Source organism: uncultured Gulosibacter sp. (assembly GCF_963509965.1).
GTDB lineage: Bacteria > Actinomycetota > Actinomycetes > Actinomycetales > Microbacteriaceae > Gulosibacter.
This window is the reverse complement of the sequence record NZ_CAUPDE010000002.1, coordinates 160,804-179,039: the sequence shown is the minus strand read 5'-3', so window position 1 is coordinate 179,039 and position 18,236 is coordinate 160,804. Positions and strand designations below refer to the sequence as shown.

Here is an 18,236-nt window from a genome sequence, read left to right as displayed (position 1 = left end):
CCTGCTGGGTTGAGATGGGCTCGGGTTGGGGCTGGTTAGCGCAGCTGCTCGGCAAGTTCGCTGCTGCGGCGCATATTCGCTGCAAACGCCTCGGCGAAAAGCTCGGCAAGGTTGGCGTCTTGCAGCACCGCAATCGACTGCTCGGTGGTGCCCTGCGGGCTCATTACCCGGCGGCGATGCGTTGCCACATCGGTTTCGGGTTCGTTACGCAGCAGCGCAACCGAACCCGCAAAGGTTTGCACCACCATCTTGGTGGCCGTTTCGCGGTCGAAGCCCGAGCGCATCGCCGCGTCAATCATCTGCTCGATGAGCAAGAAAACGTGACCGGGGCCGCTGCCGCTGATCGCGCCGATTGCCGGGATCTGCGACTCGGGCACCTCAATGACCTCGCCCACCGCGGCGAATAGCGTGCGGGCAATTTCGAGCGCTGCTGCATCTGCGCTGGCACCCGCGGCGATACCCGTGACGCCGAGACCAACGGTGGCTGGGGTGTTTGGCATGGCGCGCACCACGCGCACTCCGGCGGCAAGTCGCGACTCGATCGCGGCAGTCTCTACCCCGGCAGCCACCGAGATCACCACGGTGCCCGGTGCGATTGTTTCGGTGAGTTCGGCGAGTAGATCGTGCAGTTGCTGCGGCTTCACCCCGAGCAGCACCACCGACGCATCACGGCATGCCTCGCGGTTTGCTGCCGGGTTTGTTTCGACCGCCTGGGCACGCACTCGCGTGTCTTGTTCGTAGCGCGCTGCCGATGCTTGTGAGCGGGTGGTGATCCGCACGGGTTCGCCCGGTGCAGCGGGAGATTCGAGCAGCCGCGCCAGCACGGCCCCGCTCATATTTCCCACACCGATCATGGCGAGGTTCGCAAGTTTCTTCACGGCTCTGAGTCTAGGGTGTGCGTCGTATGCTTGAGGGGAGCCATCCCCGCGGCGAGGAGATCATCATGACCAATTCCATTCTGGCGGAGGCAGTGCGCACCGCACTGCTCGAGAGCGTGCACGTTTCTGAGATTCTTGAGGTGCGCACCACCGAAATCGACGGTCAGGTTGACGTGATTGGCGTGCGGGTGGCGCTCACCCACATTGCCGATGTTGATGCGCTGCCGCCGGTTATTGCCGATGTGCGCCACCGGGTGCGCAGCGCCGCCCCGGATGTTCGTGCGGTGTTCGTTGAGCCCGATGTCATCGGCCCCGACCGCTCGTCGGTGTCAACCGAGGCGATTGTTTTCCGCGGCTGGGATTAGACCTACCGCCTTTTGACGACTCGCCCCCGGCCCCAGTCGCCACCGGATGTGATGGCGCTACTCTTTGCCTCGGCGGGCTAGTGCTTCGGCGGGCTAGTGCTTCGGCGGGCTAGTCGCGTCCGAAAAACTCGCGTAGCGGCGCGGCACATTCAGCCTCGAGCACTCCGGCAACTACCTCGGCGTGCTGCGGCAGTCGGCGGTCGCGCACGAGGTCATATTGCGAACCAACCGCGCCGGCTTTTTCATCCCACGCCCCGAACACGATGCGTGATACCCGAGCTGTGAGGGCGGCGCCCGCGCACATGGCGCACGGTTCGAGGGTGACGAACAGGGTGCAGCCATCGAGGCGTGAGGTGCCGAGGGTGTCGGCTGCCGCCCGCAGCGCCACCACTTCGGCGTGCCCGGTGGGGTCGTGATTTGCCTGGCGCACATTCCGGCCGCGGCCGATGATCTGGCCGTCGGGATCGGTGACCACCGCACCGATCGGCAGATCGCCGGTGTCGGTAGCTTTGTGGGCTTCAGCCAGCGCCTCACGCATCACTCGCTCGAGTTCTTGGGGAACGCGCACGTTTTCACCTCGCTTGTCACTGTTTTGAGCGTAGTTGGTGTGAGTTCAGTGGTAGAGGTTCACGCTCACGTATGCGGGATTGCCCACAGCCAGAAAAGTTACAGTGGTGCTATGGAGCTGCACGTCGCCGACCATCCGCTGATTGACCACAAAATGACCCTGCTTCGCGATGAGCGCACCTCCTCGTCGATGTTCCGCGAGCTCGTCGCCGAACTGGTCAATCTGCTCACCTATGAGGCAACTCGCTCACTGCGTGTGGTGCCCCACGAAATCCGCACCCCGGTGAGCGCGATGACCGGTGTGACCGTTGCTGCGCCGCTGCCGCTGGCGGTGCCGATTATTCGTGCCGGCCTCGGCATGCTCGACGGTTTCCTCAAGCTCATGCCCTACTGCGAGGTGGGGTTTGTGGGAATCCGCCGCAACGAAGAAACGCTGCAGCCCGAGACCTACGCGAAGCGGCTGCCCGAAGACCTTGCCGACCGGCAGTGTTTCGTGCTCGACCCGATGCTCGCCACCGGTGGTTCGCTCGCGGCCACCGTGCAGTTCTTGCTTGATGCCGGCGCCACCGAGGTCAATGCGATCTGTCTGGTGGCCGCGCCACAGGGTGTTGAACTGATGCGGCAGCGCTTTCCCGACGCGAATGTTCGGGTGCTGATCGCCGCGCTCGACGAGGGCCTCAACGAACACGGATTTATCGTGCCCGGGCTCGGGGATGCGGGCGACCGGCTCTATGGCGTGGTCGACTAGCGCGGGCTGCGCGCAGCCACGGCCGGATGCGCGCAAACGCAGCTGCGAGTTGACGATCGGCACGCCATCCTGAACAATGAACTTCATGATCGCAACAAACGCACGCCCCTTGACCGCCCACGAGGTGGCAGGACGCGCCGGCATGATGATGGCTGGCGTGTGCGTGTGTCGAATGTGTCGCTAACTCGCATCCCGTCTCGATCGGGCCGACGCTGGCACCACGAAATGCACAACTGCGCTCGCGCCAGCCGACACGATCTCGCTGTTTCCGATCTCGCTGCACCCGCAGACGAGCTTTCACGGCCATCATCCCGGCCACGTTTTTTCGGCTGTTCCAGCCCGGCAATCGCCCGCTGCAGCCCCGCATCATCATCGAAAGCTGAACTCTCATGTCGCTCACGCAAAGCACCACAGTGATCCCTCACCACCGCACCGACCAGCCCCGCCTGCGCCCCACCGCAACTGCCGCACCCGCCACCGGGTACACCGCAGCTGCCCGCCAGCCCGCGCCCACCGCGCGCGGTTTCGCGCTCTATGTGGGGCTTGACACCCGCGACGATCACGAACTCGCCGAGATCGTCAACGCGCTGCGCGAAGTGCTCACCGAGCGGGCCCCAGATGCTGAAAGCTATGCGTCTGTGGCGCTCGCTCCTGCCGAAGCTTCGGGCAGGCCGATCGACCTGGTGCGCCTGGCGCTTCAAGAACCGAAGGCCGTTGCCGAAGCCCGCTCGGTGCGTAACCGCGGGGTGAACGACTCACCGCGAGCCGCAACCAAGGTGGTAATCGACACCAGCCGAAAGCGCGTGCTAGTGCACGATGACAATGCCGACCTCACCTACAAAGAGTTCGAGCTGCTGCAGGCGCTCGTGCTGCGTGAGGGCCGCACCGTCACCCGCGATGAGCTCATCGACGTGCTGTGGACCGACCGCAGCGAAGAGCAGCCACACGAGCGCACGATCGACGTGCATGTGCGTCGGCTGCGCAAGAAGCTCGGTGACTACGCCGATATTGTGCGCACCGTGCGCGGCAGTGGTTACCGTTTCGACCGTCACGCGGATGTGCGCGTGGTGCATCCGTTGGCACCGTCACCCGACCGTTTCTAGGCTCACCTCCCACTGTCGAAGGCGCAAAGATTTGTGGCCCGAGCCACAACCGCTCGATAAAATTGAAAGCGGCCGAGCAATTACAGTTCGTGCGCAACCGCGGCCGTGCCGCCGCGGTGGGATGAAGCGGAGTGAGTATGTGTGCAGCGTCGACATCAGCCAGTGATGCATGGGAGTCGCTGTTCCGCACACAGGTTGCGGTAATGCGCGTGTTGCGGCAGGAGTTTTCGGGCGTCGGCATGTCGATCAACGAGTACGACGTGCTCTACAACATCGCGCGCTGCCCCGATCGGCGCACCCGGCTGCGCGACCTGAACGAATCGGTGCTGATCACGCAATCGTCGGTGTCGCGGCTGATCGACCGGTTCGTTGCTCGCGGGCTCGTCGAAAAGTTTGAAGATGAGTTTGATGCGCGCAGCACCATCGTGGCGCTCACTGAAGCCGGGGTGAGTGAGTTCCGTCGGGTTGGGCGGATTCACGCCGACAGCATTGAGCGCCACGTGGGTGGTGCGCTTTCAAAAGATGAACTCGCGACACTGCAGCAGCTGTGTGACCGCCTGCGCGCACCGTTCATGCCGGGCAAGAAGTAGCTGCGCTTCGGTCACAGCTCACGGCCCTCTCGATTCGCCACACGCAGCGCTTCGGGCAGCTCAACGGTGGCAGTTTCGAGGTCTTGCGCTTTGATGAGCGAGGTGCCGCGCGTCTCTGGAATCGACCAGACCGTGACGATACCCACGACGCCGACTATGACGAGGAAGAACCCCGGCAGCAGCAGAATGCCCGTGAGGTCGATCAGCCAGGTGAGCAGATAGGGCGCGGTTCCGGCGAAAAGGGCCGCGGTCAGCGCGTAGGCAATCGAAAGCCCGGTCTGCCGCGTGCGTGTTGGGAAGAGCTCCACCACTGTCACCGCGTGCGTGCCGAGCACAACCGCCAGCATGAGCGCCAGCAGCAGCGTCGAGGTAAACAGCGCCGGGCCGGTGCCGATATTCATCAGCATGAATGTCGGCACACTGAGCAGTGTCAGGGCGATCGCTGCGGCCATCAGCACCGGTTTGCGCCCCAAGCGGTCAGATGCCATTCCCGACAGCGGCACGACGAGCAGTCCGAGGGCCGAGGCGAGCGTCGACAGCAGTGCCGCCTGGCTCGCATCCACCTTCAGGTAAACCTCATGGTAGGTGAGCAAGAACACCAGCACCACGTAGAACGTCACGTTCATGAAGATCTCCATCCCGCAGGTTTGGAGGAACTCCTTGAAGTTGCGTTCGAACACTTCCCTGACCGGGGCGTGCGAGACGGTTTCGAGTTCTTGCAGCTGCTCAAACTCGGGGGTGTCTTCAATGCGCTGGCGAATGTAGAGACCGATCAGCCCGAGCGGCACCGTAATCAAGAACGGGATACGCCATGCCCATCCCTCAATGTCTTCCGGTGAATACATCTGGTGCAGCAGGTACACCGTGAAGGATGCGAGCAAGAACCCGAGCAGGCTGCCGAACTCGAGCCAGCTGACGCCGAACCCCCGTCGCTTCGCCGGTGAAAACTCGCCGAGGAAGGCGGCCGCGCTACCGAACTCACCGCCAGCTGCGAGGCCCTGCACCACACGAGTGATGACGAGCAGGATCGGCGCAAAGATGCCGATGGTGTTGTAGCCCGGCAACAGCCCCAGCACAAGGGTCGACAGCGCCATCGCAACGATGACAATCGACAGTGTGCGCTTGCGCCCGAGTTTGTCGCCGAGCCGGCCGAAAATCAGCGCGCCAAGCGGCCGCACAAAGAACGACACCGCGAACACGGCAAATGTGGCCAGTAGCCCCGCGGTTTCATCTGATTCGGGGAAGAAAATATGTGAGATCGTGTTTGCCATATAGGCATAAACGGCCCAGTCGAACCAGTGCACCAGCACTCCGATTGAGCCCGCCACAACACTCTTGCGCAGACTTTTCTTGTCGACGAGGTCGCTCAGCTGCGGCGACCCTGACGCGGTTGACATGTCAATACTCCCGAGTGGATTCGTGCCGACCAGCGCGACGTTGCGCGATGTCGAAAGCGGTGTAGGCAAGCCCAAGCGCACCGTCGCGAAGCGTTTGTTCGGCTCTGGGGCCGATGCAGGCGTCGGCGAACTCGGGCTGGTGATTGCTCGCGCTACCACCCACACCGATATAGGGGTGGATGGCGTTGACGACCTGTGACACATTGCCCATATCTGTTGAGGCCCGGGCCATCGTCGCGGCGAGTGGATCGACGTCGAAGTTGCGGCCTAGCGCAATGGCATTTTGCCGGTAGCACTCGAGCGCTTCTTGGTCGGTGCGCATTTCTGAGTAGCGCTTACTCTCGTGTGTGATCGTGAGTTTGGCGCCGGTAGCCAGTGCCCCCGCTTTGAAGCAGTTTTCGACGCGCTGTTCGAGTTTGCGCAGTTGCGCCATCGATTCGGCGCGAACGTACCAGCGCCCTTCAGTGCGTTCGGGGATGGCGTTCGGAGCCTCTCCGCCGCGGGTTTGGATGCCGTGCACCCGCACACCGGCGGGCAACTGTTGCCGCAGCGCCGCGAGCGCCACCTGCGCCACCAGAAACGCGTCGTTGGCGTTCACTCCGCGATCGGGGTAGGCGGCCGCATGTGCCGCGGTGCCTTCGTAGGCGATGTGCCAGTGGGTCACTGCATATGGTCGGGCTTCGGCAACGTCTACCGGTGCGGGATGCGCCATACAGACGAAATCGAGGTTGGTGAACGCGCCGCGCTCGAGCAGCTCAATTTTGCCGCCACCGCCTTCTTCTGCGGGCGTGCCGATCACTTCAATGGCGATGCCGGCTGCGTCGGCCACCTCGGTGAGTGCCAGCCCGGCGCCGGCCGACATGGCTGCGATGAGGTTGTGTCCGCAGGCGTGCCCGAGACCGGGCAGGGCATCGTATTCGGCGAGAAACCCGACGGTGAAGCGTTCGCCGGTTCCGAAGCGGGCGCGAAATGCGGTGGGCAGTGCGCAGTAGGGCTGTTCGACGGTGAACCCGTGGCGCCGCAGCAGTTCGGCGACTGCGGCTGACGACCGGGTTTCTTCCCAGGCGGTTTCGGGATGCGCGTGAAGGTCACGTGAGAGTGCCACAACTTCGTCGCGCACCCGGTCAAAACGGTTCGCGATGCGGCGCTTATCGCTATCGAGGTCAGTCATCTCCGGGCACCCCATACGATGGTGCCGAGCGCGGGTCGTGCCCGCGGGTAACGTAGTCGTCGCGCTGCGGAAGCCACAGCTCGGTGAGTTCGGCAAGCGCTGCAACCGGGTCGTCATCTGCCCAGTCAACACGCAGGTCGGTGACGCGCCAGCCGGCATCGCCCACCACTGCGATCCCTGCCGAGTGGAGCGGCCCCTCTTCCCCACCGGCTGCGACCGCTGCCCGCATCCCGGCAATCAGCCGACGTTCGATTGGCCCGTCAGCGGCGAGTGCGGCATCAACCAGTGCGTCAAGCACTTCGAGTGACGCGAGCATATTGCCGGCTGCAACCGCGTTTACCCGTTGTGCTGCACCGAAGGTGCCGAGCGCTCGCGGGCCGGAGTAGACGGCGGTGTCGCCGGCGGCGTCGATTGCCAGAAGCTGCCGGAATTGGATGGTTTCTGGGTCGGCCGATTCGGCGACCGCGGCTATTGCGGCCGAGGCGCTGTGGCCCGCTTTGAGTTTGTCGAGCAGCAGCGCACCCAGCCGCGGGTCGGTGACGTTTTGCGAGTGTGCGCCGCCCACGCCGTCGGCGAGGTTGACGCAGCGCGCCGCAACTGCGGGCGACGATGACGAGATTGCTGAGCCGAACTCGCCGGTTTCTGGGTCGCGAAGCAGCAGCGAGAAGGTCATGATTCGGCTCCTTCGCTGATCACCGCTGTCGCATCGATTTCAACGAGCCATTCGGGGCGCGCGAGTGCCTGCACGACGATGCCGGTCGAGACTGGATACACGCCGCGAAGCCATTTGCCCATGGTGCGGTACACGTCTTCGCGGTACCTGGGGTCGATGATGTAGACGGTGACTTTGACGATGTCTTCGAGCCGGCTGCCGGCCTCTTCGAGCAGCAGCTTGATATTGGCCATTGCCTGCTCGGTTTGTGCGACCGGGTCGCCGATGCCAACGGATTCGCGGGTTTCGAGGTCTTGCCCGATCTGACCTCGCAGGTAGACCACGCCATTGGCCACGACGGCCTGGCAGAGGTCGTTATCGAGGTTCTGTTCTGGGTAGGTGTCTTTGGTGTTGAAGGTGCGGATTCGGGTGTGTGTTGGCATCGTCGCCCTCCTGGATATCCGTGTGTGCCTGTCAGCCCGCGGCTGTCTGCGTTGAGAGCGCGGGAGCGTGTGTCCATTCAACGAACCGGCAGTGCATCTGTAAAATAGAAAACCGCTATAAGCACGATCTGATTAGAAGATGGAGGCAGCGTGGCCCGGTTCTCGATCACCCTGGCACAGCTCGGTTATTTCGCCGCCTGCGCCCGCACCCTGAATATGACGGCAGCCAGCCAAGAGCTGCATGTCGCCCAATCGGCGGTGTCGAGTTCGATTACGCAGCTTGAACGCGCACTGGGCACCTCGCTGTTCATTCGCCGCCACGCCAAGGGTTTGGTGCTCACCCCCGCAGGTGAGCGGCTGCAGCAAGAGACATTCCTGCTGTTTGATCACCTCGACTCGATGATCGATGCCATCCAGGCCGATGCCGCCTCGCTTCGCGGCACTCTGCGCGTGGCGGTATTCGACACGATCACCCCCACCATCCTGCTGCGGGTGATGGGCCATATCGCACGCGAGCATCCCGAACTGAGCCTGGAAGTATTTGGTGGTGATCACGAACAGAACCTGGCCGATCTGCGCACCGGTCGCGCCGAAGTTGCCATCACCTACGAGTTCAGCGCGGCAGAAGACATCGTGACGGCACCACTTGGCGCAGTTCGCCCATACGTCATCGTTGCCGAAACAAGCCGCTTCGCAAAGCGCAAGCGCGTGCACCTTTCTGAACTGGTGGATGAACCACTCGTACTGCTCGATCTGCCCGATAGCCGCGAGTACTTTGTCACGCTCATCCGGGCCGCTGGCGGCACCCCGCAGGTTCGCTACAAAACACCCAACTTTGAGGCGCTGCGCTCCATGGTCGCCTCGGGTATGGGATATTCCATCCTCAACCAGCGACCGGCCTTCGACACCACCTGTGCGGGCCCGCGCGCAATCGCACTCGAGATCGCCGACGAGGTGCCATCGCTTCGACTCGCGCTCGTGCAGCTGCGGCAGACCCGCCCGACTGCACGCAGCCGTGCTTTCGTCGAGATTGTTCGACAGGTGCTCGAAGAATCAGACGCCGGCTAGTTTGTTGAGCGCGGGACGATAGTTCGCATATCCGCGCTGGATAGTGATCTGGTCGGCAACATATTTGGCGTCGTGCCAGCAGCCCCAGATGAAGCTCGACCCTCGACGCGACTGCCAGGGCAGGCCGACGAAGTAGATCCCCGGCTCGACCGACACCCCGCGCTGCTGGAGCGGCCGCCCCTGCGCATCCACCGCGCGGGCTGGCAGCCACGAATAGTCGACCCGGAATCCGGTGGCCCAGATGATGGTAGAAATCCCGGCTTCGCCGAGGTCGAGCTCGCGAATTGGATGCGTAACGCATTCGGGGTCGGGCAGGATCTCGCGCGCTGCGGGCTCTTCGGGGAAATCAAGACCGTTCTCGGCGATATAGGCATCTGCTTCGTCGAGCAGGCTCAGGTAGTTGGCATCACCGTTGCGGATGTTGCGTGCGAGGTCATTGGCGAAGTGCATGACGTTGCCGGCACACGATTCGGCGCGGCCCAGCAGCGTGATGCCGTCATACGCGAGCTGGCGAAAATCAACGGTGTGGCCGCCAGCTGCACCGCTCACGGCGATGGTGACGTGCTCGGCACCCACTGCAGGGGTTGCCATCTCCCACTTACCCAGCACGCCGAGCCAGTACACAAAGTCGTGGTCTCGATAGCGCCGCGGCGGACGATCGTGCGGGCCTACGGCCAGATAGGTGTTGCGGCCGGACGCATTGAGCTCGGCGGCAATCTGCACGCCCGAACTTCCGGCCCCGACAACGAGCACCGACCCGGGCGGGAGCTGTTCGGGATTCCGGTACTGATTTGAGTGCAGCTGCAGGAACTGATCGTTCTGCGGCACGATGGGCGGAATCGCCGGCTGCTGAAATGGGCCGGTCGCGGCAACCACGAAATTGGCGTCAATGGTGCCGTCGGAGGTTTCAACCCGGAACCCGCGCTCGTGTTCACGCTTGGTAACGCGCGTCACCTCAACCCGTTCACGCACTGGCGCGTGAATCTGCTGCGCAAACGCTTCGAGATAGTCGGCTACCTGGTCTTTCGTGGCGAACTCATCCGGGCCGACGCTCGTGAACTCGCGGGTTGGGAAGCGGTCGTGCCAGGCCGGCCCGTTGGTGACGAGCGAATCCCACCGCACATTGCGCCAGCAGTGCGCAACCGTGTTTTTTTCAAGAACCAGATGCGCGATACCGGCGTTGGTGAGATGTTCACTCATCGCGAGGCCAGACTGGCCCGCCCCCACCACAACGACTTCGGTGCTTTCGTGCGGCATAGATGATCTCCGTTCTCTCGCTGCCGCACGATTGCACTGGCTTCATTGCACAGCGCGTTGTGTGTGGCGGCAGCTGTCTACGTGCAAGATCAGCCAACCGCAGCACAAATGCATCTAGCAAATAGTTGTTTGCGCACCATTGCATCCAGTTTGGTGATGCACTGGTGCGCTTTCGAGTGAAGTGCTGCCGGAGTTGCCGGGGCTCTGCGGCCGGCTTCGCGACCCGCTCGGCAACGGAATAGTCCGATTTGGCGATGACCGGTCAGCGGTGTGTGCGGTGCTTGGCGAACCTGAGCTCCAGGTTGAGGAACGTTGCCTGACGTTTGCTTGCGCATCGGTACAGGTGCATCTCGGACGCACGGGTGTTGAGTTCCACACGAATCCGCACACCGACGGTGTCGAAGTAGAGCTCAACGGCAAGAACCTGTCTCAACTGGGCGTGGCTGACTGCACCGAATACCTGCGGGCTTGTAACAAGCTCGCACCCGTTGACGACAGTGAAGCTCCCGCTGCGTGGGTTTTTGAAGGCATCGGCCTTACTACCTGGCAACCGTACGCGTTTGAGGATGCACAAGACGACCTCGACCTCGCTACTCAGGCTGGCGAGATCGCCCCAGAAGAGCTGCGGTATTTGCGAGATGAAGTCGCCCGCGCCAACCCTGCGCCAGTCTGCGGATTTTTGTTTCCTGCGATCAGAATTTTGGCTGCAAAAACGTCGTTGAGAGCCGAAAACAGGCCTGAAACTGCGGTTTTGCAGCCAGGAAACAAAACTCCTTCCTGAATTGAGGTCAGGAAACAATTTTCCTTACGCAGGGAGGAGGCAGCCGAGCCAGGCGGAGGCAGCTTAAGCGGGGCGGAGGCGTTTCGCACCTGACAGAGCGCCTTACCCGAACACGGCCCGCCAACGCGATGTACAAAGCGTGCAGCTATGGCCGCACGTACGCCCATCCCTCAAACTGCCGCTGGGCGCACAGCGCGGTGGCAGTGGGTGCGAGCTTGATATCGCTGATCAGGTCATCCTTGGCGATCTCACGCGCACGCACGGCGAGCGCACACAGATAGATGTGCACATTCGAGTTATCGGCGAGGGCGTTTTCAAGCTCACTCGACCCGGCGTATGAGTGGGTCGCGCCGGTCACGCACCCGCCCTGCGCAACGATGTTCACCTGCACATCGTCGCCGAGCACCTTGATGGCGTTGGCACCCGACTGGTACGCACCGAACAACCGCGCCGGATCATCCGAGTTGATGTGGATCACAATGCCGCGAGTGGCGCCTGCTACCGATTCAGTCATATGCACCATCCTACGCCCCGGTTCGCCATCCAGCGCTTGCAAAGCTTGCACGCCTAGGCTGCTGAGCATGTCGAAACCCGTCGCACTTGTCACTGGCGCCAGCAGCGGTATCGGCCGCGCTATTGTGGCCGAGCTCGCCACCACACACGAGATCATCGGGCTGGGGCGAGATACCGAGCGGCTCGCAAACTGCGGCGCCAACACGACACTTTCGGCCGACCTCAGTGATGCCGCGGTGTTTGCCGAGGGCGGGGCCGTCCACGAGCTCGTGTCGCAGCTGCCGCGGCTGGATGCGCTGGTGCACTCGGCCGCGGTGGGCACACCCGGCTGGTTCGCCGACACTGACACCGCCGAGTGGCAGCGCCAGCTGGCCACCAATGTGATCGCACCGGCGGCACTCACGCGCCTGGCGCTGCCGCTGCTGCGCGCATCCAAGGGCACCGTGGTGTTCATCGGGTCGGGAGTTTCGATTCGTCCCGCGCGACAAATGTCGGCGTATGTCGCCACCAAGCACGCACTCAAGGGCTTGGCCGATTCGCTGCGACTCGAGGTAGAACCGGATGCGATTCGGGTGGCGACAATCTTGCCCGGCCAGGTGGACACCCCGATGCAGGTGGAGTTACAGGACGGTATCGGCGGCGACTACACACCCGATCGCTATATTCAGCCGGCGACAGTTGCCACCGCGGTGCGCTTCGCGGTGGCAGCGCCAGCCGAGGTGCAGATCACCGATCTCGCAATCCGTCCGCGCGCAGTCCGCTAGCGACCCACACCTGCGCAGGTTACAAAATGGCGACAATTTTGCTCCGACCAGGCATTCCGACTAACTGCTGAGCGTCACGATGCGCGGCGTAGGCTAATATTCAAATATCGAACTCTGTCGTTTTTAGAGAATCCAAGCTGACCGTTGGTCTGGATGACGAAGTTTGTCTGACTCGTAAGTGCGGCCAGTCTTGAAAGGTAGCTTCATCAAACATGCTCGACCCGGACTCCATCCTCTTTTCAACTCGAGGTCTCGAAAAGCGTCACGGCTCCAAGAATGCACTCATCGACATCAACCTCGACATCGGTCGCGGTGAGATCATCGGCCTGGTGGGGCAAAACGGTGCCGGAAAGTCGACACTGCTCAATGTGATCGGTGGCGCGTACGGCGCCGATGCAGGCACGATGACCCTCGACGGAGATCCCTACAACCCCGACTCACGCGAAGCAGCGCTGGCGGCTGGAGTCAGTTCGATTCCGCAAGACTTCACGGTCGACCCCGACCTCACTGTGGCCGATGAGATTTTCGCCACCTCGTTCCAGGCAACCGCATCCTATGAAGACCGGGTGCAGCTGGCCCAAGAACTGTTGCGTGCCGACGGCATCGACATCGACGCCACCGCGCGGCTCGGCGACCTGGCGCGTGCCGAGCAGGTTTGCGTGCGATTGCTGCGACTCTCGTTCGAAGAGTCGCAGCTGCTGTTGCTTGATGAGATCACCGCGGTTTCGAACGACCTCGAGATCTCGGTGCTGCACACGATCACCAACCGGCTGACGAAACAGGGCCGTTCGGGCATCTACATTTCGCACCGCCTCGATGAGGTTCAGTCGCTCAGCGACCGCATCGTTGTCATGCGTGAGGGACGAATTTTCGCCGAGCTAGAACCGAGCGAATCGGGTGGTGCAGCGGGCATCGCCTACGCCATTTTCATGCGCGAATTCGCGCCCGTCGAACGGCCCCCACAGCTGCAGAACCCGCAGCCACTGCTTCAAATCGAGAACCTTACGGCCGATGGCGTCAAGCCCATCTCGCTGACCGTTCACCGCGGCGAAGTTCTTGGGGTTACCGGCATGCGCCGCTCCGGACACTCAGAACTCGGTGCCGCCATCGGCGGTATCAACGTCGCCACCTCGGGGGTGCTGCGGCTCAACGGACAAGAGCTCAGTATCCAATCACCGCAGGATGCGACGGCAAACGGCATCGCCTATCTGCACGACGAAGACGACGCCCGCGGCATCACCAAGGACGACACCATGGCCAGTGCCACCATGCAGCCCATGGAGGGTGCGTCGTTCGCTGAAGAAGCGCGGCGTTTCCGCGAGGTAGTGGCGACGATGCAGCGCCTCGATATCAGCGCAATCGGGCCGCACGAATCGGTCGGCAACCTCTCGGGTGGTGACCAGCAAAAAGTTGCCCTCGCCAAATGGCTGCAAATCGACGCTGAGGTTGTGGTGCTCAACCACCCAACCCGTGGCGTCGACGCCGCCTCGCGAGAAGTGGTGTACGAGATGATCAATGAAATCACCGCTCGTGGCGGTGGGGTCGTGCTCATCTCGAGCGATATGACCGAGGTGCTCGACCATTCGAACCGGGTAGCGATCATGCGCGACGGCGAGCTCGTAGACATTTATCCGAACACGGGACTTACCGAAGACATGCTGGTTATGATTGCGCTCGGCAGTCAATGGAAATCGGGGACAACCGGTCGCCGCGCGGCAGCACCAAACGACCATAACAGCTAGGCGGCAACGATGGCTGGGTTCTTTAACTGGTTCAAACGCGACGAAGAATCGACCGATCAGGGTTCTGCGCTGCAGCAACCGTCCACGGCATCGGAAGAACTTGGTGGCACGCAGCCAGCCGCGGCAAGCGCTCACGAGCAGGCCAGCGCAACCGAGGAGCAGCCACCCACGCAGCACGACCACGTGACCGAACAGCAGCAACCACCGGCCCCTGAACCGGTCGCTTTGGCGGGTTCGTTCGAAGAAATACCAAACACAGTGCGCGAGCCAGTCACGATCGCGGCGACCAATCCGCGTCCCCGTGACCGCTCGCGTGAGGTCGCTCGACACGTTGGCGAAACATTTGTTGACGAACTCCCCATTGGTGAGTCGGGCCGGCGTCCCGAGCTGCGTGTCCCCGACGGTCACCGCATCGGCAGCGAAGAGAGCGAACCAAGCAGCGCAGACATCGCGTTTGCGGCAGCTTTCGACGATTTGACGGAGTTCGAAGACTCTGTCACACCAAGCTCCGCCTCCGGGCATCCGGACGCGGAATCACCGAGCACCGAAGCAATCGACGGTGCTGGCGCAACAAAAGAAGGGATATCGCCAATGGCACAACTTGACCAGACTGTAAACGAGCTGCTCACCATTGATGGGGCGAGCGGCGCCGCAATCGTCGACATCGACTCGGGCATGGCGCTCGCATTCGGTGGCGCACCGGGCTTCGACCTCAGCGTCGCAGCTGCCGGTAACTCGAACGTGGTTCGCGCAAAGATGAACACCATGCGCGACATCGGTCTCACCGGTCAGATTGAAGACATCATGATCACGTTGAACTCGCAGTACCACCTGATCAACATCCTCGCTTCCGAGGGCACCGCAGGTCTGTTCATCTACCTCGTGCTCGACCGCAGCAAGGCCAACCTGGCACTGGCTCGCCACAAGCTCAAACAGATTGCCAAGCAGGTTTCGGTCTAGTACCGCACTCGATTACCAACTGCCTCGCCCCTCCCAAGGCGAGGCAGTTGCACATTTCCGGGTTCGCAGGCGTTGCGCGTCGCTAGCGACCGATCGGCTTCCCAGCCATCGTGTAGCTGAGATAGCAGCTCTCACTGGTCGTGAGGCTTCCGCGGTATTCGAACTGCAGTTGATCGTTCTTGACCGAAATCAGCACCTGTTGAAAATCGAGGTCGGCCGCCGGGTAGTCACGCTTACAAACCTCGCGCGCGTCGCTCACGACCTTGGGCAGGTTCTCCCAGCGCACATCATCAATGCCGAATTCGGCGCCGTGGAACGGCTCGTTGTAGTCGGAGACGGTCATATCGGTCCACTTCCCAAATTTGCCGGGCAGGAAGGGTTCGTCGCGGCTCAATCGCCAATCCTCAACTTTTTCGAGACGCTCACTTTGCACATAGGCACTGAGATTGTTGTCGTTCAAAAAGATCGCATAGAACTTGTCGCTACCCGACCGGTCGAGAATGTCTTGCGTGCCAGCCCGAGCAATCACCGAAGATTCATACACTGTCGTGCTTAGCTCGCCCCGCTGCACGCGCTCAATCGTGTTGGTAATCGACCCCAGGCACAGCAGCACCATAATCGCGATCCCCGCGATGAGACCAATCCGCAGCGCAGGTCGCAGCAGCGAGCGCAGTTTTGACCGCTCCGGCATTTCGATCGATCGCCAACCGGCCGACCTCATACCCTCAACCCTGGGCCCCCGATAACCGGGCGCATCGCCCTCGATATAGTCACGACGCACCTGCTCCCAGGGCTTCGGCTTGGGGCTGCCTTCGGGAATCACCGATGTATCCAGAACGCGAACTTTGATGACACCGCCGCTGTCAATATTCACTAGCTGTACCTGAATCACCATGCCGCGCTGCCACACCCCGGCGTCAGCGATCGGGTCGAGGTCCTCTTCAAACTGGGCGCGATACGGAGGCATATCGGGTGGGTAGACAGTCGCGGAAATCCGGTAGGTGTTCTTGCCGTTATCGTCGCTGGTGATGCGTTTCAAACCGGTGACAACCGCCGGTGCCATGCGCCGCTGTTGTCTAATGAAGAAATATCGCTTCCGACTTGCAGTGCTCTCGAATATTCCGACTATCAAAACGAACACTGCTACTCCGACGAAGCAGACTATGGCGCCCAGGCCCACGAGATGCCACTGGCCTTCTGCGACTGCAATCAGCGCATAGGTGAGCATGGCCCCAACAAAAGCAGCTTGCACCAGCCCGAATATCACGGCAAACATATTTTTACCTTTATCAGTTGCGTGTGAACCCCCAGTTATTTACAACCGGGTCATTTTTTCCGTTTGTTTGGCTCGGCCACCGCGGGCATAGCTCACTGCCGCTGCCCACACGAGCGGAGTGTCGGCGATCGACCCGGATGCTTCCCAGGCTCGCAGCCGCTCGCGCTGCCAGTCGGCAAGTGCCAGCACCGGCTCATCAAATTCGTGTGCGGTATCAACTGCCAACACCAATTCGCGAAGCGGCTGCCGGTCGGCGGCCGTCTCGCCAAAGAATGCGATTGCGGCGTCGGTTGGCAGCCGCCACGAAGTAGCAGTGACGAGCTCAGCACCGCAGTTCAGTGCCGCGAGCGTGAGCCCCATCGGCTCGAGGTCGCGTAGTTCATTGGCCGAGCCGCAGGCGATGAGCGCGCAGCGGGGCGGCAGCTGCCACCCATCGCGCACCAGCTCCGCCGCGGTTACCGGCACATGTGGGGCGGCACCGGCGAGGTGCAGTGCCGCGCTGGCACCCGCATCCGCGGTTTCACCGCTGGTGGCGTGACCGACATACAAAAACCGGGCCGCATCCGCCAATTGTTCGCGCAGCCAGGCGCGATCAAGATCGCGTCGCCGCGCGAGGCCCAAATAGTTTTCAGCTTCGGGGCGCAGCAGCGCGCCGTGACGCAGCAGCTGCGCCAGGGGATCGTTTTCTGCAGGACGCCCGAGCACCGATCCGAGCGCCGAAGTTGGTGCGGCACCGGGCACTCGCGGATCGATCACCGCGACCACGGTCTTGCCCCGGTGATTCGGGGTCCGCGCCGAGACCGTGAGCGCGGCCGGCGGTGCAAATTCGAGATTGACAAGTGAAATCAGTGGCTCAAGTTCGGGCCCGATGCGCACGAGCGCCCACGGCACTCGCGCCGCGGTGGGCGAGGGCTGGATGCGTAGCCGCGGTCGCGAGCCGCGGTCGCGTTCGGCACGCAGTTGCTCAACCATTTCGGCGGCAAACAGTGCTTGCCCGAGCGCCTGGCCGAGCTGTAGCGAGCCGTCTGGGGTTGCCAGCAAGCTCTCGGTCAGTGCTCGTTTCAGCGCTGCATCCCCGTCTTCATCCCCGTGCGGTTCGGGCAAAAAATGCGCGAGCGCCTGCCGCAAACCTGCAACGAACTCGGGCTTGAGCCTTCCGGCTTCGACTTCACCGGGGGTGTCTTGCCAACGCCACGACCAATACAGGTTGTCGGTCTCGGTGAACTTCACCAAGAGTGTCCGTGACATTGCCAGTCCTTTCTCGTCACTATGTCTGGTTGCACGCCGTTCTCGTGGCAATGTGGCGCGGGGCCGAAGGCTTACCTTGACCCCGCACCACCCCGTTCCATGAAGTGTCGCGCAACTCGCCGCCTACGGGCAGGTGACGCTGAACTCGAAGTCGGCTTCCTCCATCGAGGTCGGGTTGTTGAGGTCGCTGATGATGCCGGTGCCCGTGATGGTGTAGGTCTTGCCATCAACCTTGACATCAGCCGAGCCCATGCCGGCACCCTCGGCGTAGGCGACGGCGCGACCATCCGCGTCAACAACAGCCACCGACACGACAGTGGGGTTGTCAGTGCCGCTGAGCACCGCGCCGAAGCCGGCTGCATCCGCTGCTGAAGCGCTCTGTGAAGCCACACCCAGAGCGTACTGGCCGCCCTGCTCCTGGCAGGCCACGATCGGGTCGTCAAGAGTGATGTCGGTGCCCGACACCTTGAGCGTGAACGAGCCTCCCATGGCGCCGCTACCGCTCACGTCGGCACCCTCGTCCGAGGCACCGTTATCGGTGCCCGCCTCGTTAACTGCCTCTGTTTCTCCGACACTGTTTTCGGTCTCTGCCTCACCCGTCGCTGCACAACCGGTGAGGGCGGTGATGCCGAGGAGTGCAACTGCTGCGAGCGAGAAGGTGGTCTTACGGATCATTTTGGTTTCCCTTTCCTTGTGCAGAACCCCCGTTGAGT

Annotated in this window: 20 protein-coding genes; 9 read left to right on the top strand and 11 right to left on the bottom strand. The window is 62.4% G+C overall.

From position 1 onward, the window contains the following. Positions 1-35 precede the first annotated feature (35 nt). Positions 36-878: a pyrroline-5-carboxylate reductase gene (proC, locus tag RQ865_RS02810; RefSeq protein WP_311477343.1), complete on the bottom strand. Its 843-nt coding sequence runs from the start codon at positions 876-878 to the stop codon at positions 36-38. Positions 879-943: 65 nt separating this feature from the next. Here proC and RQ865_RS02805 point away from each other — a divergent pair, with 65 nt between their 5' ends. Then, positions 944-1,243: a hypothetical protein gene (locus tag RQ865_RS02805; protein WP_311477342.1), complete on the top strand. Its 300-nt coding sequence runs from the start codon at positions 944-946 to the stop codon at positions 1,241-1,243. 109 nt (positions 1,244-1,352) lie between these two features. On the opposite strand, the gene RQ865_RS02800 is transcribed toward RQ865_RS02805, so the two are convergent. Continuing rightward, positions 1,353-1,811, bottom strand: a complete 459-nt coding sequence (locus tag RQ865_RS02800) for a nucleoside deaminase (RefSeq protein WP_311477340.1) — start codon at positions 1,809-1,811, stop codon at positions 1,353-1,355. A 111-nt stretch (positions 1,812-1,922) separates the two neighbouring features. Here RQ865_RS02800 and upp point away from each other — a divergent pair, with 111 nt between their 5' ends. The 3 genes from upp (at position 1,923) to RQ865_RS02785 (ending at position 4,251) form a co-directional block, all read left to right on the top strand. Further along, positions 1,923-2,558, top strand: coding sequence for a uracil phosphoribosyltransferase (gene upp, locus RQ865_RS02795; protein WP_311477338.1), 636 nt, complete (start codon positions 1,923-1,925; stop codon positions 2,556-2,558). A 389-nt stretch (positions 2,559-2,947) separates the two neighbouring features. Beyond that, positions 2,948-3,661 carry a winged helix-turn-helix domain-containing protein gene (locus RQ865_RS02790; RefSeq protein WP_311477336.1) on the top strand — a complete coding sequence of 238 codons (714 nt, stop codon included), beginning with the start codon at positions 2,948-2,950 and terminating at the stop codon, positions 3,659-3,661. 137 nt (positions 3,662-3,798) lie between these two features. Next, entirely contained in the window at positions 3,799-4,251 is a 453-nt protein-coding gene (locus RQ865_RS02785) for a MarR family winged helix-turn-helix transcriptional regulator (RefSeq protein ID WP_311477335.1), read from the top strand. 11 nt (positions 4,252-4,262) lie between these two features. On the opposite strand, the gene RQ865_RS02780 is transcribed toward RQ865_RS02785, so the two are convergent. Genes RQ865_RS02780 through RQ865_RS02765 form a run of 4 tightly spaced genes read right to left on the bottom strand, consistent with a single transcriptional unit; the run spans position 4,263 to position 7,914 of the window. Next, positions 4,263-5,648 (bottom strand): MFS transporter, encoded by a 1,386-nt coding sequence (locus tag RQ865_RS02780; protein WP_311477333.1) that lies wholly within the window; start codon positions 5,646-5,648, stop codon positions 4,263-4,265. Between the two features lies 1 nt (position 5,649). Then, the gene (locus tag RQ865_RS02775) at positions 5,650-6,819 is read right to left on the bottom strand and encodes a M20 family metallopeptidase (protein WP_311477331.1); all 1,170 of its coding nucleotides are present in this window, start codon (positions 6,817-6,819) and stop codon (positions 5,650-5,652) included. Further along, entirely contained in the window at positions 6,812-7,492 is a 681-nt protein-coding gene (locus RQ865_RS02770) for a DUF1028 domain-containing protein (protein ID WP_311477329.1), read from the bottom strand. The genes RQ865_RS02775 and RQ865_RS02770 overlap by 8 nt, the downstream gene beginning before the upstream one ends. Further along, positions 7,489-7,914, bottom strand: a complete 426-nt coding sequence (locus RQ865_RS02765) for a RidA family protein (RefSeq protein WP_311477328.1) — start codon at positions 7,912-7,914, stop codon at positions 7,489-7,491. Before RQ865_RS02765 ends, RQ865_RS02770 begins: the two co-directional genes overlap by 4 nt. 150 nt (positions 7,915-8,064) lie before the next feature. Between RQ865_RS02765 and RQ865_RS02760 the strand changes: the two genes are divergently transcribed. Beyond that, a complete protein-coding gene (locus RQ865_RS02760) occupies positions 8,065-8,982 on the top strand; it encodes a LysR substrate-binding domain-containing protein (protein WP_311477326.1) in 918 nt (305 codons plus the stop codon). Here the strand turns inward: RQ865_RS02760 and RQ865_RS02755 are convergent. Beyond that, positions 8,968-10,239: an NAD(P)/FAD-dependent oxidoreductase gene (locus RQ865_RS02755; protein ID WP_311477325.1), complete on the bottom strand. Its 1,272-nt coding sequence runs from the start codon at positions 10,237-10,239 to the stop codon at positions 8,968-8,970. The two genes, RQ865_RS02760 and RQ865_RS02755, sit on opposite strands and share 15 nt — an antisense overlap. A gap of 277 nt (positions 10,240-10,516) precedes the next feature. Here RQ865_RS02755 and RQ865_RS02750 point away from each other — a divergent pair, with 277 nt between their 5' ends. Beyond that, complete coding sequence (locus RQ865_RS02750) at positions 10,517-11,020, top strand: hypothetical protein (RefSeq protein ID WP_311477322.1); 504 nt, start codon at positions 10,517-10,519, stop codon at positions 11,018-11,020. Positions 11,021-11,165: 145 nt separating this feature from the next. Here RQ865_RS02750 and RQ865_RS02745 read toward each other — a convergent pair whose 3' ends face one another. Further along, positions 11,166-11,534 carry a DsrE family protein gene (locus RQ865_RS02745; protein ID WP_201518736.1) on the bottom strand — a complete coding sequence of 123 codons (369 nt, stop codon included), beginning with the start codon at positions 11,532-11,534 and terminating at the stop codon, positions 11,166-11,168. A 67-nt stretch (positions 11,535-11,601) separates the two neighbouring features. Here RQ865_RS02745 and RQ865_RS02740 point away from each other — a divergent pair, with 67 nt between their 5' ends. The 3 genes from RQ865_RS02740 to RQ865_RS02730 all read left to right on the top strand — a co-directional run bounded on the left by RQ865_RS02740 (position 11,602) and on the right by RQ865_RS02730 (position 14,999). Continuing rightward, the gene (locus tag RQ865_RS02740; protein WP_311477320.1) at positions 11,602-12,297 is read left to right on the top strand and encodes an SDR family oxidoreductase; all 696 of its coding nucleotides are present in this window, start codon (positions 11,602-11,604) and stop codon (positions 12,295-12,297) included. Between the two features lie 212 nt (positions 12,298-12,509). Next, positions 12,510-14,039 carry a sugar ABC transporter ATP-binding protein gene (locus tag RQ865_RS02735; protein ID WP_311477318.1) on the top strand — a complete coding sequence of 510 codons (1,530 nt, stop codon included), beginning with the start codon at positions 12,510-12,512 and terminating at the stop codon, positions 14,037-14,039. A 9-nt stretch (positions 14,040-14,048) separates the two neighbouring features. Then, complete coding sequence (locus RQ865_RS02730) at positions 14,049-14,999, top strand: hypothetical protein (protein WP_311477317.1); 951 nt, start codon at positions 14,049-14,051, stop codon at positions 14,997-14,999. A gap of 82 nt (positions 15,000-15,081) precedes the next feature. On the opposite strand, the gene RQ865_RS02725 is transcribed toward RQ865_RS02730, so the two are convergent. The 3 genes from RQ865_RS02725 to RQ865_RS02715 all read right to left on the bottom strand — a co-directional run bounded on the left by RQ865_RS02725 (position 15,082) and on the right by RQ865_RS02715 (position 18,198). Then, the gene (locus RQ865_RS02725; RefSeq protein WP_311477315.1) at positions 15,082-16,062 is read right to left on the bottom strand and encodes a hypothetical protein; all 981 of its coding nucleotides are present in this window, start codon (positions 16,060-16,062) and stop codon (positions 15,082-15,084) included. Positions 16,063-16,314: 252 nt separating this feature from the next. Continuing rightward, positions 16,315-17,523: a CHAT domain-containing protein gene (locus RQ865_RS02720; RefSeq protein ID WP_311477312.1), complete on the bottom strand. Its 1,209-nt coding sequence runs from the start codon at positions 17,521-17,523 to the stop codon at positions 16,315-16,317. A gap of 123 nt (positions 17,524-17,646) precedes the next feature. Continuing rightward, on the bottom strand, positions 17,647-18,198 hold the full coding sequence (locus RQ865_RS02715) for a lipoprotein LpqH (protein WP_311477310.1): 552 nt from the start codon (positions 18,196-18,198) through the stop codon (positions 17,647-17,649). Between the last annotated feature and the right edge of the window lie 38 nt (positions 18,199-18,236).

Coding starts and splice junctions, on each gene's coding strand:
- RQ865_RS02805 (WP_311477342.1), top strand. CDS start 944: ATGACCAATTCCATTCTGGCGGAGGCAGTGCGCACCGCACTGCTCGAG.
- upp (WP_311477338.1), top strand. CDS start 1,923: ATGGAGCTGCACGTCGCCGACCATCCGCTGATTGACCACAAAATGACC.
- RQ865_RS02790 (WP_311477336.1), top strand. CDS start 2,948: ATGTCGCTCACGCAAAGCACCACAGTGATCCCTCACCACCGCACCGAC.
- RQ865_RS02785 (WP_311477335.1), top strand. CDS start 3,799: ATGTGTGCAGCGTCGACATCAGCCAGTGATGCATGGGAGTCGCTGTTC.
- RQ865_RS02780 (WP_311477333.1), bottom strand. CDS start 5,648: ATGTCAACCGCGTCAGGGTCGCCGCAGCTGAGCGACCTCGTCGACAAG.
- RQ865_RS02775 (WP_311477331.1), bottom strand. CDS start 6,819: ATGACTGACCTCGATAGCGATAAGCGCCGCATCGCGAACCGTTTTGAC.
- RQ865_RS02770 (WP_311477329.1), bottom strand. CDS start 7,492: ATGACCTTCTCGCTGCTGCTTCGCGACCCAGAAACCGGCGAGTTCGGC.
- RQ865_RS02765 (WP_311477328.1), bottom strand. CDS start 7,914: ATGCCAACACACACCCGAATCCGCACCTTCAACACCAAAGACACCTAC.
- RQ865_RS02755 (WP_311477325.1), bottom strand. CDS start 10,239: ATGCCGCACGAAAGCACCGAAGTCGTTGTGGTGGGGGCGGGCCAGTCT.
- RQ865_RS02745 (WP_201518736.1), bottom strand. CDS start 11,534: ATGACTGAATCGGTAGCAGGCGCCACTCGCGGCATTGTGATCCACATC.
- RQ865_RS02740 (WP_311477320.1), top strand. CDS start 11,602: ATGTCGAAACCCGTCGCACTTGTCACTGGCGCCAGCAGCGGTATCGGC.
- RQ865_RS02735 (WP_311477318.1), top strand. CDS start 12,510: ATGCTCGACCCGGACTCCATCCTCTTTTCAACTCGAGGTCTCGAAAAG.
- RQ865_RS02730 (WP_311477317.1), top strand. CDS start 14,049: ATGGCTGGGTTCTTTAACTGGTTCAAACGCGACGAAGAATCGACCGAT.
- RQ865_RS02725 (WP_311477315.1), bottom strand. CDS start 16,062: ATGGCACCGGCGGTTGTCACCGGTTTGAAACGCATCACCAGCGACGAT.
- RQ865_RS02720 (WP_311477312.1), bottom strand. CDS start 17,523: ATGTCACGGACACTCTTGGTGAAGTTCACCGAGACCGACAACCTGTAT.
- RQ865_RS02715 (WP_311477310.1), bottom strand. CDS start 18,198: ATGATCCGTAAGACCACCTTCTCGCTCGCAGCAGTTGCACTCCTCGGC.